13 protein-coding genes are annotated in these 14117 nt (G+C 68.7%); 6 read left to right on the forward strand and 7 right to left on the reverse strand.

Annotation, left to right across the window (positions count from 1 at the left end; all coding sequences use genetic code 11):
- Window positions 1-59 precede the first annotated feature (59 nt).
- Window positions 60-2369: a tape measure protein gene (locus tag EHF32_RS01185; RefSeq protein WP_161594044.1), complete on the reverse strand. Its 2310-nt coding sequence runs from the start codon at window positions 2367-2369 to the stop codon at window positions 60-62.
- A gap of 214 nt (window positions 2370-2583) precedes the next feature.
- Here EHF32_RS01185 and EHF32_RS15700 point away from each other — a divergent pair, with 214 nt between their 5' ends.
- On the forward strand, window positions 2584-2724 hold the full coding sequence (locus tag EHF32_RS15700; protein WP_161594045.1) for a hypothetical protein: 141 nt from the start codon (window positions 2584-2586) through the stop codon (window positions 2722-2724).
- 302 nt (window positions 2725-3026) lie between these two features.
- Here EHF32_RS15700 and EHF32_RS01190 read toward each other — a convergent pair whose 3' ends face one another.
- From EHF32_RS01190 to EHF32_RS01210, 5 genes are all read right to left on the reverse strand, one after another.
- The gene (locus tag EHF32_RS01190) at window positions 3027-3524 is read right to left on the reverse strand and encodes a DUF6650 family protein (RefSeq protein WP_137416425.1); all 498 of its coding nucleotides are present in this window, start codon (window positions 3522-3524) and stop codon (window positions 3027-3029) included.
- Window positions 3525-3605: 81 nt separating this feature from the next.
- Window positions 3606-3890: a hypothetical protein gene (locus EHF32_RS01195; protein ID WP_137416426.1), complete on the reverse strand. Its 285-nt coding sequence runs from the start codon at window positions 3888-3890 to the stop codon at window positions 3606-3608.
- An 87-nt stretch (window positions 3891-3977) separates the two neighbouring features.
- Window positions 3978-4889, reverse strand: a complete 912-nt coding sequence (locus EHF32_RS01200) for a hypothetical protein (RefSeq protein WP_137416427.1) — start codon at window positions 4887-4889, stop codon at window positions 3978-3980.
- 979 nt (window positions 4890-5868) lie between these two features.
- Complete coding sequence (locus EHF32_RS01205) at window positions 5869-7449, reverse strand: recombinase family protein (protein WP_161594046.1); 1581 nt, start codon at window positions 7447-7449, stop codon at window positions 5869-5871.
- Window positions 7450-7608: 159 nt separating this feature from the next.
- Window positions 7609-8931, reverse strand: coding sequence for a bifunctional o-acetylhomoserine/o-acetylserine sulfhydrylase (locus tag EHF32_RS01210; protein WP_137416429.1), 1323 nt, complete (start codon window positions 8929-8931; stop codon window positions 7609-7611).
- Window positions 8932-9090: 159 nt separating this feature from the next.
- Here EHF32_RS01210 and EHF32_RS01215 point away from each other — a divergent pair, with 159 nt between their 5' ends.
- Together EHF32_RS01215 and EHF32_RS01220 are read left to right on the forward strand one after the other, a co-directional pair.
- Entirely contained in the window at window positions 9091-9870 is a 780-nt protein-coding gene (locus tag EHF32_RS01215; RefSeq protein WP_192900670.1) for an SDR family oxidoreductase, read from the forward strand.
- Between the two features lie 4 nt (window positions 9871-9874).
- Window positions 9875-10741, forward strand: a complete 867-nt coding sequence (locus EHF32_RS01220; protein WP_137416430.1) for a hypothetical protein — start codon at window positions 9875-9877, stop codon at window positions 10739-10741.
- A gap of 9 nt (window positions 10742-10750) precedes the next feature.
- On the opposite strand, the gene EHF32_RS01225 is transcribed toward EHF32_RS01220, so the two are convergent.
- A complete protein-coding gene (locus tag EHF32_RS01225) occupies window positions 10751-12238 on the reverse strand; it encodes an MFS transporter (protein WP_137416431.1) in 1488 nt (495 codons plus the stop codon).
- 60 nt (window positions 12239-12298) lie between these two features.
- Between EHF32_RS01225 and EHF32_RS01230 the strand changes: the two genes are divergently transcribed.
- Genes EHF32_RS01230 through EHF32_RS01240 form a run of 3 tightly spaced genes read left to right on the forward strand, consistent with a single transcriptional unit; the run spans window position 12299 to window position 14114 of the window.
- A complete protein-coding gene (locus tag EHF32_RS01230; RefSeq protein WP_137419066.1) occupies window positions 12299-12799 on the forward strand; it encodes a phosphoribosyltransferase in 501 nt (166 codons plus the stop codon).
- Between the two features lie 3 nt (window positions 12800-12802).
- Window positions 12803-13495 carry a uracil-DNA glycosylase gene (locus tag EHF32_RS01235; protein ID WP_137416432.1) on the forward strand — a complete coding sequence of 231 codons (693 nt, stop codon included), beginning with the start codon at window positions 12803-12805 and terminating at the stop codon, window positions 13493-13495.
- Window positions 13496-13505: 10 nt separating this feature from the next.
- Window positions 13506-14114 (forward strand): GNAT family N-acetyltransferase, encoded by a 609-nt coding sequence (locus EHF32_RS01240; protein ID WP_137416433.1) that lies wholly within the window; start codon window positions 13506-13508, stop codon window positions 14112-14114.
- Window positions 14115-14117 lie beyond the last annotated feature (3 nt).

Below are 14117 nucleotides of genomic sequence, written 5' to 3' on the forward strand. Positions count from 1 at the left end.
TGGCCCAGCCGTCCGTCGCGATGATGCAAGACAGGCGTCGTCTTGCGCCCATGGCGTGGCTACGCCGCGTGCTGGAGATGGCGCGCAGCCACTACAAGCTCCTGCTCGGCGGTGAGACCCATGCTGGAGTTGTTCGTGTAGTTGAGCGTCACGGACTTGCCCGTGCCCACAGTGGCGAGATGGCGCCCGAGCGCCCCGCCGTCGCCCGTGTCGATGGCGGTCGCAACGCCTCGACCGGAGTCCATCATGAGCGACACTCCACTGACGGCGTCTTCGGCGGCGGTGGCGAGCCCCATGGTCGCCTTGCTGACGTCTCCTTCCATCGAGCTGATGCCGATGGCTAGGCCCTGGCCGAGGTTGACGCCGTAACCCTGGAAGAGACGGCTCGGGCTGTGGATACCGAGGAAGCTCAGGAAGTCCTTGATGGCTCCCTTGGCGATGTCTAGGAGGGCGGACCCGACCTTGCCCGCGGCGTCCCATAGGCCCTTCACCAGTCCGCCGATGAGATTGACGCCCGCAGTGATGAGGGTGGGGACCAGGCTGATGAGCGTCTCCACCATGATGGGCGCGAGCGAGATCAGCGAGTTGATGAGCGCGGGGATGATCTGCGGCAGTGCCTTGACGATGCCGAGGAACAGTTCCACAGCCCCGTTGATGAGCGCCGGGAGCATCGAGATCACCGACGACAGCAGCGTGGGCAACAGGTCCACGATGGACTTGATGAGCGGCGGGATGATCTTGGGGACTGCCTGGACCAGCGCCAGGAACAGGTCGATAGCGCCCTGGAGGAGCTTCGGCAACATGCTGATGACGCTGGAAAGGATCGACGGCAGGATGCCGACGATGGTCTGGAGGAGGCCCGGGAGCACCTTGGGGATGGAGTCCGCCAGAGCCGTGAACAGCTCCACGGCGGTGTCGAGCACCTGCGGCAGCATCGACATGATGGAGCCGACGAGGCTGGGCAGCATGCCGACGACGGCATCCAGCAGGGCGGGCAGCATGACGGGAACCGCACGCGCGAGGCCCATGAGTAGCTGAGTGCCCGCGTCGATGATCGTCCCGACCGCGCCAATCAGGGCGGTGGCGATGCCGGGGATCACCGTGACCACTGCCCCGACAATCGGCGGCAGTAGCAGCGGGATAGCCGACGCGAGGGTGGTCAGGACATCCCGGAAGCCGCCGACGAGGATGGGCAGGTTCTCGGCGAGCCGCTGCGCCATCATCGGCAGCGCGGAGGCGGCCACAGCGACCAGCGAGTTGAGCATCTCGCCGATGAGGCCCGTGATGGTGTCAACGCCGGTCGCGAGCTGCGCCGGAGCGACAGCGAACATGGCGATGAGGGCACCCGCGGCGAGGCCGACAGGCCCAGTGAGCCCGGCGAACGCGGCACCCAGGATCGGGATTTGGGTAAGGAGCGGCCCAAGGAGACCGCCGAGTAGCCCGAGGACTGGCAGCATTGCGCCAAGCGTGCCGGTCAGGGTTCCGGCGTCAGCGGAGAGGAACGCCGCCCAGCGCTCCACGAGCGGCGTGAGCACTGTTCCGAAGCCGTCCAGGACTCCTGTGGCGGCGCCCAGCGCGGATGTCAAGACGGGCAGCGCGGGCTGGATGAACAGCGCGCCAAGGCGGGATAGCGCGGCCTGGACGTTGCCGAGGCTGCCCATGAAGCTGCCGCCCATGACGCCCGCGACGCCCTCGACGGCGGGGCCCAGGGCGTTGTAGAACATCTCCGCCGTGACCTGGCCGGTCTCGATCATCTTGCGGAGTTCGGTGTTGTTCACTCCGATGCTCTCGCCCAGGTATACCCAGATCGGGACGCCTCGGTCGGCGAGCTGGTTCATCTCCTCCGTGGTGACCTTGCCGTTGGCTGCCACCTTGTTGAAGATCGAGCCCATCTCGTCCATCGAGACGCCCGCGAGAGCCGCGGTGTTGCCGATGGTCGTGAGGACGCCCGTGAGCTGCTGACCGGGCTGGATGCCTGCGGCGAGGAGGCCAACCGCGGAGTTCACCGCGGAGTCCAGGCCGTAGGCGGTGCCCTTCACAGAGGCCAGAGCGGACTCCGTGATGGCCTTGGACTGCTCCGTCGTGTAGTTCAGGGCGGTCAGCTTGGTGCGGGCCTCATCGAGCTTGAGCGCTCGGGAGAAACCTCCCGCGGCGGCCATGCCGACGAGGGCTGCGCCGATAGTGCTCGCGGCGCCGAGAGCGGCGGTGACGGAGCGCGCCAAGCCGTCGGTGAGGCCGGAGTACAGGGCGTTGCCGCCCGAGCGTCCGGCGCTGTTCATCGCTGGGCTCACCTGGGAGGAGAGGTTCTTCCCGAAGTCCTTGGCGGCGGGGATGATGTTCAAAGTGGCATACCCGACGTTTGCGGACATGGCGACTCCTTCCGGGTGGTCGGGGAACGCAAAAGCCCCGCTCGCTCGCGCCATGGACGGCGTGAGGGCGGGGCTTTGCGGCGAAGGTTTAGCGGCGTTTCGCGCGGCGCGGGGAGCGTCTCGGGGCGGGGCGCTTGCGACGCTCAGAGGTGCTCGGCGTGTGCCGACCGATCGGGCGGTGCAATCGCACCCCTGGGCGCGCGAGGAGCGCGACGTGGAGGGCTTCGAGGAACTCGTATGCGTCGGCGAGCGTGATGATCCCGAGAGACTTACGCTCGTCGCGAGCGGGGAGCAACTGGCGGACGGCCTTGAAGGTGTCTGCGGTAGCGGTCGCTTCTCGGATCGCGGCGCGTGATAGCTGGACCGGTTGGTCTCGGTAGCTGACGACGACTGTGTCGGCGGTGTCCGCGGCGTCGTAGGGGTGGGTCGGCGAGAGGGTTGTCAAGACGGCCTTTCGGAGGTGCACAGGGCTGAGGAGGGAGTGACGAAGGGGTGGCTGAGTGGTTAGTGACTCTCAGGAGGCTTTCGGCTGGCGAACCCTGGGACCCGCGCGCACAGCGAGACGCTATGCCCCTCCGGGCGGGAGCGAGGGGGCGGAGGGGAGGTGCCCCCCAGGAGGCATCCGGATGCTTCCGTTCCGGCAGTCTTGCTTGGCGGCTACAGCTCCGGCAACACCGCGGCGAGGCTGTCTTCGATAGGAAGCTTGTAACGCGCCGCGATGATCGCGGCTTGCAGTCCTACCCCGGCTCGCAGCTCCCCGAGGGCCTGCGCAAAATGCCAGTCGTGGTTGCTGTAGCCAGGGCGTCGATACAAGAGCCTCGACCCGGAGCCATGAGGAAGATCACTCTCCGAGAAATCGACGGTTGTTAGGAAGGTCCGGCAGTAGCCGCGCGCCACCCGTATAGGTTCTTCCAGGTTCTGTCCGATGCCGCCGTCGGCGAGCACGCCGGTAAGGAACTGGCGTATCTCTACGACGGATTTGACGCACGCATCGGGCATCTCCCAGTTGGCGTCGTTGAACAGGACACGACGGTCCTCCAGGACAGTCAGAACGCGGCGGGCGACGTTTCGGTCTACAGTCGGCGGCGTCCACGATAGGCCTCCGATAGGCGTGCTGATACTCGTGAGACGCGCGGCAAGCTCGGCTGGCTTCATGGTCGCGAGCGTACGCCGACGCTGTACAGCTTGGGCACATCTCAGGCGGTGAGATGTTCTCACCTCAAGCCGGTGCCGCTGTCACGCTGGGGGAGCCCCTACACGAACGCGTCGGATGGTGGCGGTCGTCGGGAAGTACGCGATCATGCCCGCCTGCGCGAGAAGCGCAACACCGGCGGCAGGGATGTGGTGAGCTGCCGCGACCTCGGCGACTTCATCCAGATTGCCAAGCACGGCCTCCGCGGCAAGTGCGTGGGCCAGCGGAGCAAGGAGCGCCGGGTCTGCTGAGGCGAAGAAGCCGAGGGCGTCGGCATCGTGGATGAGAGAGACAGCGCGCTCCGCGCGTGTGTCGTTCGTGGAGGGCATGAAGAGTCCTTGTGGTCGTTGAAGTGAAGAAGGGCGGCAGCCCCGACGCATGGCACAACGCCGGGACTGCCGTGGATTGGGTGAGATTTATGCCGAGGTGACGCGGACCGCGCCGCCGTGCTCCAGGAGCGTCACGCTGCCGTCCTCGTTGTCCACGGGCAGCGGCATCGCGGCGACGGCGACGAAGCTGGAGACAAGCGAGCGGTCGGCGGCCACGTTGCTGTCGTAGTCGTTGATGACGCGAACGGCGAAGGCAAGGCCGCGTTCGTTGCCGTCCTGGACGGGGGTGGTGATGGACGCACCTTGAGCGGCGCCATGGGGCACCATCGGCGCGCGAGCGACGAGCGAGAAGGCTGTGGGGATGAAGAAGACGCCGTCGCGCGAGGAGAGGCGGGTGGACTCGATCACCTCGAAGCCGCGCACCTTGCCGTCCGCGTCGAACCCCTTACCCGTCGGCGCGTCCAGGAGGTCCGCGTAGATGTCCGCGCCGACGGCTGCGCGAAGCGGAGCCGACGAGGGAACGCCGTTGCTGCGCAGGCGACGGCGCGCGGCGGTGAAGGCGAGTGCCGGGGCCGCGGCGTCGTAGCTGATGGCAGCGGCGACGGGCGTCGCGGCCAGCGCCTCGGCTGTCAAAGCCTCAACTCGGGCAGCGATGGCGCGTGCCTGGGGCGCGAGGACGTTCTGGGCGTAGTCCTTGAGTTCCAAGCTCAGATCGGCCTCGCTCAGCACTGCCAGGTTGTACAGGTGGTCCTTGATCTGGACGTTGATGAACTGTTCCGTCAGCGTGTCGGACACGAGCGCCGTGGTCGTGTCGTGGATGCCCTTCGTGCGGGTCGGGATTGCGGCGGGCACGCGCACGCGGATTGTGTCGCCTGTTCCCTGGGCGAAGTCTGCCGCCACATCCGAAGAGATGAGCGAGGCGAGGTTGAAGTCTCGACCTGCGAGCTTGGCTGTGAGGGTGGCCACGTCCGAGAGGTCGTGCATGAAGGTGTGAGGCATGGGGGAGTTCTTTCGGGAGTCGTGCGCCGGAGTGGCGCGAGCATGGAGTGGGCCCGCTCTCAGCGGTGGGCAGCGCGTCGCCTTGGACGGATGCCTGGACGGCTCTGTGCGGCGCGCTGGCGTGGCCAGGGGCGCAGAGCAGGGGGCGGCTTCGTGAGGCCGGGAGAACGGCTCTCAGCGCGTGGGCCTTGCCATGCGCGAGCGGTCCGGGGGATGACGCCGGAGCGTCGGAAGAGGGCGTCCGTGGTTTCCACATGAGGAGCGACCTCGGCGGGACCTGCGGGCAGGGAGCACAGCGCCGCGGTCCGGAGACGATGCGGCGGAGTACCCGGATGTGCTTACGGGTTCAAAAGTGCGATGGTGCGCCGGAGTGCGGCAGTGAGCGCTGCTGGATCACCGCGCCGGAGCGCGGCTTGTGCGTGGGCGACTGCTGCGGCGCGCACGGCTGCCAGGCGCGCGGCATTGCGCGCGTGGCGAGCCTTGGACCGGCAGCCGTCGCCGCAGTAGATAGCGGGGCGGTTGGTCATCGCGGTGGTGCCGCATTGGGAGCAGCGTGTGATGAAGGACATGCGAGCCTCCCAGGTCGGCTTAGGCGCCGTGCGGCACGGATGGGGAGAGCTGTTACTCCCTTACATGTAGGAGGTGTGCCTGGCTGCCCAGAGCGCTCCGCGGAGAAGCGCTGAACAACTGCGGCTGCGCCGCCGCGGTACACGCGATGTCCCTCTGGGAGGCTGAGAGGGGGCGGGAGGGAAGTGCCCCCGGGCTGGATGGAGGAGCCGTCGCAGGGGGGTGACGAAGTGACGGAAGTTTCGTCATTTCCCTATCCGCTCTTGAGAGAGAGCGCGCCTCTACATAGAAGGGGAAATGACGAAACGAACGTCATTTCGTCACAGGCGGCCCCGCCACCACCCCGGCGTAGGGAGGAAGGAGCCGGTGCTTCCGTAGCAGCGGGGTCTGACGGCGGCCGTGCGAGCGGCCGCTATGCGTAGGTGGGGTGGTCGTCTGGCGAGGGGTGCCAGTAGAACGCGACTCGGTCATAGTTCACGCGGCGGCCTGTAGGGGCGTCGTTCGGCGCGACGGTGACATGGTCGAGGGCGCGGGTGAGTGCATGGCGACGATCGGCGATGGTGTCCGCGGCTTCCCACGCTTCGCCCATCGTGCGGCCCGTGAAACGGACTTCAGTTGACACTTCGATAGGGACGGAGCGGAGCGCGTCAGCTCGAGCGTCGAGTTCGTCTAGCTTCTCCATGAGCTGCAATCGGTCGCCGCCGCGCGCGGTCCGCATGTCGACCATGAGGGCGTCGATGGCGACCTCGATGTCAGCGATGGCGGCGGCTGTGGTGTTGTCGGCCGTCTCGATGGTCTCGACCTCGGGCCAGTCGCCAGCGATGGCGAGGTAGCGGTCCTCGACGTGGGCCTCCAGCGCCTCGGCTCGCATGAACGCGGGACGTGAGCATCCTCGGCCAGGGCAGCGGTAGACGGGCACGCCGTTGCGCACCTCACCCGCCCACAGGCGGTTGTCGCACGACGCACAGTACGCAACGCCGGAGAGGAGCCGGTCGGCGCGTCGCGGGGCCACCGGGCGCGACGCGGGCGCAAGGTGCTTCCGGATGAGGTCGAGTGTCCCGGCGTCGAGCACCGGCTCCCAGAAGGTCACGGGGAGGCCGTCGTCGCCGGTAACGGGCTTACCCTTCTCTGTCACGCGGCCCGCGATGCGATCGGATGTCAGGAGGCGGCGAACGGTCGTCGCGTCCCACACGCCGCGGTACGGTGCGAGCTTCGCGTCCGCACGGCGCTTACCGCGCTGGCGGCGTTCTGCCTCGGTTGGCTCGGCGTAGTCGGCGGCGTCGATGTCGATGCCCTCAATGCGGTCGAGACGGGCATCGCTCTTGGGAGTCGGTACGTTTGCGCGTGCAAGCTCGCGCGCGAGGCCAGAGACGCCGACGACGCCTCGAAGGAGACGATCTGCCATGTCGCGCACCATTGCGGCCTCGTCGGGGTCGATGACAAGCACCTTGCCGCCGTCTGGCGCGTCCACGGCTCGATAGCCCAGAGGAGCTGGCCCACCTGTGTGCTTGCCGACGCTGCGGCGGTAGGCAACGGCCTGGCGCATGCGGGCCGCGGTGCGGTCGCGCTCCGCTCGTGCGAGGTCGGCGCTGATCGAGAGTCGGAGGTCGAAACCATCCTCCGAGCCGTCGCCATCGACGCCCTCGCGGATCGCGACGAACCGCGCCGGACGGCCCGACTCTCGACGGAGGCGGAGAGCGCGCAAGAGGTCGGCGAGGAACTCGACGCCCTGGCGCGACCACCGATCGTAGGCGTAGACGCCCAGAAGGTCGATGCGCCCATCGGCAAGCATCGCGAGAGCCTCGGCAGCGTTCTCGCGTTGCTTGCCGCCCGAGACGCCATCATCCTCGAACGCCGAGATGATGTCCCATCCCTCGTTGGCGGCGCGGGCGCGAAGCTCGGCATCCTGACCGGCGAGGGAGGCCGAGGACGCGTCCGTGACGCTGATGCGCGTGTAGACGGCAGCGCGGATGGGTGCGACAGGTTTGGGCATGAAGCAAAGGTAGCGGTTAATCGGCCTCGGAGGTCTGCCAGTCCATCCCTCCATTGTCCCGGCGTCCTCGCGCCTCCGCGTCCGTGTTACGTCACAGCCGCCGCACCCGGACGAACGAACGCCCCGGATGCAGCATCCGGGGCGTTCGTGTCAGGCGGTTCAGGCGCGCGCGGCCTCCGAGGCGCGGCGGGCGGCGGCGAGTGCGCTCTCGAGGTCGGCCTTGAGGTCGGCGACGTTCTCGAGGCCGACCGACAGGCGGACGAGGCCCGGGGTCACGCCGGCCGTGAGCTGCTGCTCCGGGGTCAGCTGCGAGTGCGTCGTGGATGCGGGGTGGATCACCAGCGAGCGCACGTCACCGATGTTGGCGAGGTGGCTGAAAAGGGTGAGGTTGTCGACGAAGGCGCGCCCGGCGCCCACGCCGCCCTTGAGCTCGAACGAGAGCACCGCGCCGACGCCCTTCGGGGCGTACTGGTTGGCGGCGGCGTACCAGGGCGAGGTCGGAAGACCCGAGTAGTTCACCGAAGCGACGTCATCCTGGTTCTCGAGCCACTCCGCGATCTCCTGCGCGTTCTGCACGTGGCGCTCGACGCGCAGCGAAAGGGTCTCGATGCCCTGCAGCAGCAGCCAGGCGCTGATCGGGGCGATCGCGGCGCCGAGGTCGCGCAGCAGCTGCACGCGGGCCTTGGTGACGTAGGCGACACCGTCGCCGAGCGCACCGGTGTAGCTGAGGCCGTGGTACGAGGGGTCGGGCTCGGTGAGCTCCGGAAAGCGGTCGACGTGCTGCGACCAGGGGAAGCGGCCGCCGTCGACGATGACGCCGCCGATGGTGGTGCCGTGTCCACCCAGGAACTTCGTCGCGGAGTGCACGACGATGTCGGCACCGAACTCGAACGGGCGGATGAGGTACGGGGTCGCGATGGTGTTGTCGACGATGAGGGGCACGCCGGCCTCGTGTGCGACGTCGGACACCGTGCGGATGTCGAGGACGTTGATCTTCGGGTTGCCGACGGTCTCGGCGAAGAACAGCTTGGTGTTGGGGCGGACCGCGCGGCGCCACTCCTCCGGGTCGTCCTGGTTCTCGACGAAGGTGGTCGTGATGCCGAGCTTGGCGAGCGTGTACTTGAACAGGTTGTACGTGCCGCCGTAGATCGAGCTGGAGGAGACGATGTGGTCTCCGGCCCCGGCGATGTTGAGCACCGCGAAGGTCTCGGCCGCCTGCCCCGAGGCGACGAGCAGCGCTGCCGTGCCTCCCTCGAGCGCCGCGACGCGCTCCTCGACCACGCTCTGCGTGGGGTTGATGATGCGGGTGTAGACGTTGCCGGGCTCGGCGAGGGAGAACAGGTTCGCCGCGTGGTCGGAGTTGTCGAACACGTACGACGTGGTCTGGTAGATCGGGGTCGCGCGCGCCTTGGTGGTGGGATCCGGTGCGGCTCCGGAGTGGATCTGCTTGGTCTCGAAGAGCCAGTTCTCGGGTGCGGACATCACGTGCTCCTAGGTCTGCGGGTGCCGCGGCGGCTGTCGCGAACATGACGAGGCTAGAGGGGTGCGCTGTCGGCGACAACGTCCGAGAAACGCGGGGTAACAAGGGCTCGGCGGCCGCCGTGTAACACCGGGTTCACCGCGAGGCCCTAGCGTGAGTGCATGGCGAACAGACGAGCAGTGGTGACGGGTGCGAGCACGGGGATCGGCGAGGCGAGCGCACGCCGACTCCGTGCCGACGGGTGGGAGGTCGTCGCGGTCGCGCGCCGCGCCGAGCGGCTGGCCGCGCTTGAGGCCGAGACCGGTGCGGTGGCGTACGCGGCCGATCTGACCGTCGAGGCCGATGTGCAGGCGCTCGCCGACTGGCTCGCCGCATCCGGTGCCGTGCACGCCCTCGTGCAGGTCGCGGGCGGCGCGCGGGGTGTCGACGACGTCGCCGACGGCGATCCCGACGACTGGCGATGGATGTACGAGGCCAACGTGCTGTCGACCCAGCGTCTCGTGGCGCTGCTGCTTCCGCAGCTGCGGCGGGCGGCCGCATCCGACGGTCATGCCGACACCCTCTTCGTGACCTCGACGGCCGCCCAGGTCGCCTACCAGGGCGGCGGCGGATACAACGCTGCGAAGGCTGCGGAAAGCATGCTCGTCAAGGCGCTGCGACTCGAACTCAACGGCGAGCCCATCCGCGTGAGCGAGGTGGCTCCGGGAATGGTCTACACCGAGGAGTTCTCCTTGAACCGGCTCGGCGGCGACCAGGATGCGGCAGACGCCGTCTACCGCGGCGTCGAGAACCCCCTGACTCCCGACGACGTCGCCGACGTCATCGCGTACGCGCTGGGCGCGCCCGGCCACGTCAACCTCGACCTCGTGACGGTGCGCCCCGTCGCGCAGTCCGCGCAGCACCTCGTTGCCCGAGAGCCGCTGCGCGTGCGCGAGGGCTGAGCGCGTGAGCGCAGCGGGTGCGCCGGTTCTCGTCGTCGATGGGCTGACCGCGAGGCCGGGCACTCGCGAGCTCCGACGGTTCTGGCGAGCGTTCGTTGCCGAGCATCCGCAGGTGCGCGCTCCCCGCTCCCGCACTCGTGTCGCCGTCCTCCTGATCGCCGCGGTGCTGAGCGGCCTCGGTGCGCTTGTCGCCGCGCTCGGGATGGTGTCGCTGCTGACCCGCGAACAGGGAGCGACACCGGGCGAGATTCTCACGGCGGCGGTTGTCGCGTTGCTCTTCTCCTGCGCGCTGGTGATCCTGGGCCGTGCCGCGGTGCACACCGGGCGACGTCGGATGTGGCCTCGTCAGCACTGGGCACTCGCCCGCTTCGGGGCGGACAACGGCTTCACCTACCGCCCCGGACCGTTTCTTGCCGGGCTGCCGACGCGGAGCTATCGCGGTCGGCTCGTCCAGACGCGCGCCCTGCGGTGGGCGACGCCCGCGGGACGTCTCATCGAGTGGTCGGACTTCGAGCAGGACTGGGGGACGAGCGCGTATCGCCACACCCAGTTCGGCGGGTGGATCCGCATCGGTCTCAGCCATCCGCTGCCCCGCATCGTGCTTCCGCCGGCGAAGGGCGACGCACGGGCCCTGATCACCGAAAACGGTCCCGCACAGCGCGAGCCTCTCGAGGAGGACAACCTTTCGTTCGCCCCGGCCCTCCTGGCCGAGATGAAAGGGTGGCACGTCGAGATCATCGACGATGTACTGCTCATGACGCGCTCTCGGGACGTCGTGACGACGGACCCCGCGGAGTGGTCGGAGACCCTCCGCGTCACGGCCGCCGTGGTCGACAGGCTCGAGGAGCGGGAGCGTCGCCGCGCGGACTGATCCTCGGCCTCAGCGCGCGGTCGTCCCTCCCGAGGCGGCGGCGTGCGCCGTGGCCTCCGTGTCGGTGTCGGCGAACGCCACCTTGGGCACCACGAGAAGCACCGCGGCGGCCGCGAAACCGCCGGCGGCGCACACGATCCACACGGTGATGTAGCCGCCCAGAGATGCGGCGGTCGAGCTCGCGACAGCGCCCGCGCCGACAGCGAGTACGACGCCGAACACGGCGGAGGCGAAGGTGCCGCCGATCGTCTTGGTCGTGTTCGTCAGCGCGGAGGCGATGCCGGTCTGGCCGCGCGGCGCGGCCGCCGCGGCGGCCGCGGGCAGTGCGGCCACGAGCGCGCCGGAGCCCAGGCCCGCGATCGACAGGTTCATCAGGACCTGCCACAGCTCGCGATGCAGCGGAAGGAACATCAGATAGCCGATGCCCACGAGCAGAGCAGCCCCGATGAGCACGACGCGCGGGCTCGCACGGCGCGAGGTGATCGAGAAGATGACGGCGCCGACGATCAGAGAGACGAGATACACGCCGATCACGTTGGAGCGACCGGTGGCATCCAGGCCCAGCCCGTAGCCGAGCGAGGAGTCGGTGCCGGCGTAGGTCGACAGCGGCCCCTGCGCCCCGAGCAGGCTGATGCCCACCAGAGCCGCCGTGGCCTGCACGGGCCACATCTCGGGCCGGCGGAGCACCCGGATGTCGACGGCGGGGTCCTCCTGGCGAAGCTCGAAACGCACGAACCACACGAAAGCGGCGAGACCTGCCGCCAGCAGCAACCAGGTCCACACGAAGCCGGGTCCGTTGATGCGGAGGAAGGTGAGGGCTCCGGTGACGAGCAGGAGCGCGACCGCGAGGATGACGAAGCCGCCCGCGTCCAGTCTCCGACCGGCGACAGGCTCGGACTCCGGGACACCGAGCCAGATGACGACGCCGATCAGCGTCACGGCGACCGCCGGCAGCATGAGGGTCAGCGAGAGGTTCTCTGCCGTCGCCGCGAACAGTCGACCGGCCGCCAGCGCGCCCACGATGGCCCCCGCCTGGAGACCGACGACGAGAAGACCGGCCGCGCGGCGGGTGGCGGAGACGCCACGGCCCTGCCGGCGTCCGCGTTCGAAGATCAGCGCGATCTCGAGCGGCAGCCAGACGACGTAGAAGCCCTGCAGCGCCCAGGCGATCAGGAAGCTCCAGAAGGTACCCGCGAACGCGATCCACCACGTTGCCCCGGCCGTGAGGATCGTGGCGATCAGCAGGATGCGCTTGTGCCCGTACATGTCGCCGAGCTTGGCCATCACCGGGACGACGAGGGCGGACAGCAGCAGCTGCGCGGCCTCGAACCAGTTGACGTCGGCGTCGTGGACGCCCAGGTGCACCACGATGTCGCTGAGCAGGGGCACGTAATAGCCCTGCAGGATGCCGCTGACGATCTCGACGAGGATGAACCAGCCGATCAGGCCCGCCGTGATGCCGAGCGCCGATCGACCGGGCGCGCGGGTGCCGGTCATGGCGAAACGCTACACCGCGCCGCGCTCTAGGCTGGGACGGTGACGAACGAGGAGAGCGCCGTGGCGCCCGAACGCGAAACTCTGACCTGGGACCTGTTCGGTGAAGCGAGCCGTGACATCGCCCGTGAGGTGATCGCCGCCGACTTCGTGCCCGAGGTGGTCGTCGCGATCGCCCGCGGCGGGCTGCTGCCGGCCGGAGCGATCGCTTACGGACTCGGCGTGAAGAACTGCGGCGCGATCAACGTCGAGTTCTACACCGGCATCGGCACGGTGCTCGACGCTCCGGAGCTGCTTCCCCCCGAGCTCGACATGACATATCTGAACGGGCGTCGTGTGCTTCTCGTCGACGACGTCGCCGACAGCGGTCGCACGCTCGATCTCGCCGTGCGCCTGCTCGTCGAGCGGGGCGCCGACGTGCGCTCCGCCGTGATCTACACGAAGCCGACGACGATCATCCAGCCGGACTTCAGCTGGAAGAACACCGATCTGTGGATCGACTTCCCGTGGTCCTGGCAGGGCTCGGTCCTCGAAGAGGACCAGGGTCTTCCCGGCTCCGCCTGACCCATGGCCAAGACGCTGCCCGAGCTCGCCGCGGCGGGCCTCATGGATACGGGCTGGGCCGAGGCCCTCGCCCCGGTCGCCGACGACATCGCCGCGCTGGGGGAGCGCCTGCGCCGGGAGACCGCCGCGGGGCGCGCCTACCTGCCCGCCGGGGATCGCGTCCTGCGCGCCTTCCAGCGGCCGCTCGCCGACGTCAAGGTGCTCATCGTGGGGCAGGACCCCTATCCGACACCCGGGCACCCCATCGGTCTCTCGTTCGCCGTCGACGCGCACGTGCGCCCCATCCCGCGCAGCCTCGCCAACATCTATCGCGAACTCGACGACGACCTGGGCATCCCGCCGACTGTGCACGGCGATCTCTCCGCGTGGAGCGAGCAGGGCGTGATGCTGCTGAACCGGGTCCTGACCGTTGCGCCGGGATCCCCCGCATCCCACCGCGGATGGGGATGGGAGAAGGTCACCGAGCACGCGATCCGCGTCCTCGCCGAGCGCGGCGGCCCTCTCGTCGCGGTGCTGTGGGGGAGGGATGCGTCGGGTCTCACGCCGATTCTCGGCGACGTGCCGAGCATCCAGTCGCCGCATCCGTCACCGCTGTCGGCCAGCAGGGGATTCTTCGGTTCCCGTCCGTTCTCCCGCGTCAACGAACTACTGATCGCACAGGGCGGGACGGGGATCGACTGGCGGCTTCCCGCGTAGGCTGGGCGCCATGCTCGAAGAGGAATACCAGCGTCGTCGGCGGCTTCCGCGACACCTGCGTCGCCAGGCTCCGCCCGAGCGCGGCTTCGAGTTCCGCATCCGCGAGGCGACGACGGCGGACATCCCCGACATCCGCGAGATCTACAACTACTACGTCACCAACTCCGTCGTGACCTTCGACGAGAAGAAGTGGTCTCTGACGAAGTGGCGGGAGAAGTTCGATCACCTGCGCAAGCTCGAGCTCCCCTTCCTGGTGGCGGAGAGCCCCTCCGGGCAGATCCTCGGATACGCGCTCGTGCAGCCCTGGGCGGGAAAATCCGCCTACCGCTACACGGTCGAGGACTCGATCTACCTCGGACAGGCGGCATCGGGCAAGGGCCTGGGAACGGCGCTGCTGGCCGCGCTCATCGAGGCCTGCGAGCAGAAGGGCATCCGCGAGCTCGTCGCGGTCATCAGCGACAAGGGTGCCGAGGGCTCGATCCGGCTCCATGAGAAGCTCGGCTTCACCGAGGTCGGGCGCATGGGCCGTGTCGGTTTCAAGTTCGGGCGTTGGCTCGGCACGGTCTATCTTCAGAAGTCGCTCAAGCCGAAGAAGAAGCGCGGTCTGTTCTCGCGCTGAGGC

Origin of the sequence: Microbacterium sp. RG1, from assembly GCF_005347485.1 — a bacterium.
GTDB classification, from domain to species: Bacteria; Actinomycetota; Actinomycetes; order Actinomycetales; family Microbacteriaceae; genus Microbacterium; species Microbacterium binotii_A.

Bases quoted from the DNA above. Each gene is read 5' to 3' on its own strand.
- EHF32_RS01185 (WP_161594044.1), bottom strand. From the start codon at position 2,369: ATGTCCGCAAACGTCGGGTATGCCACTTTGAACATCATCCCCGCCGCC.
- EHF32_RS01190 (WP_137416425.1), bottom strand. From the start codon at position 3,524: ATGAAGCCAGCCGAGCTTGCCGCGCGTCTCACGAGTATCAGCACGCCT.
- EHF32_RS01195 (WP_137416426.1), bottom strand. From the start codon at position 3,890: ATGCCCTCCACGAACGACACACGCGCGGAGCGCGCTGTCTCTCTCATC.
- EHF32_RS01200 (WP_137416427.1), bottom strand. From the start codon at position 4,889: ATGCCTCACACCTTCATGCACGACCTCTCGGACGTGGCCACCCTCACA.
- EHF32_RS01205 (WP_161594046.1), bottom strand. From the start codon at position 7,449: ATGCCCAAACCTGTCGCACCCATCCGCGCTGCCGTCTACACGCGCATC.
- EHF32_RS01210 (WP_137416429.1), bottom strand. From the start codon at position 8,931: ATGTCCGCACCCGAGAACTGGCTCTTCGAGACCAAGCAGATCCACTCC.
- EHF32_RS01215 (WP_192900670.1), top strand. From the start codon at position 9,091: ATGGCGAACAGACGAGCAGTGGTGACGGGTGCGAGCACGGGGATCGGC.
- EHF32_RS01225 (WP_137416431.1), bottom strand. From the start codon at position 12,238: ATGACCGGCACCCGCGCGCCCGGTCGATCGGCGCTCGGCATCACGGCG.
- EHF32_RS01235 (WP_137416432.1), top strand. From the start codon at position 12,803: ATGGCCAAGACGCTGCCCGAGCTCGCCGCGGCGGGCCTCATGGATACG.
- EHF32_RS01240 (WP_137416433.1), top strand. From the start codon at position 13,506: ATGCTCGAAGAGGAATACCAGCGTCGTCGGCGGCTTCCGCGACACCTG.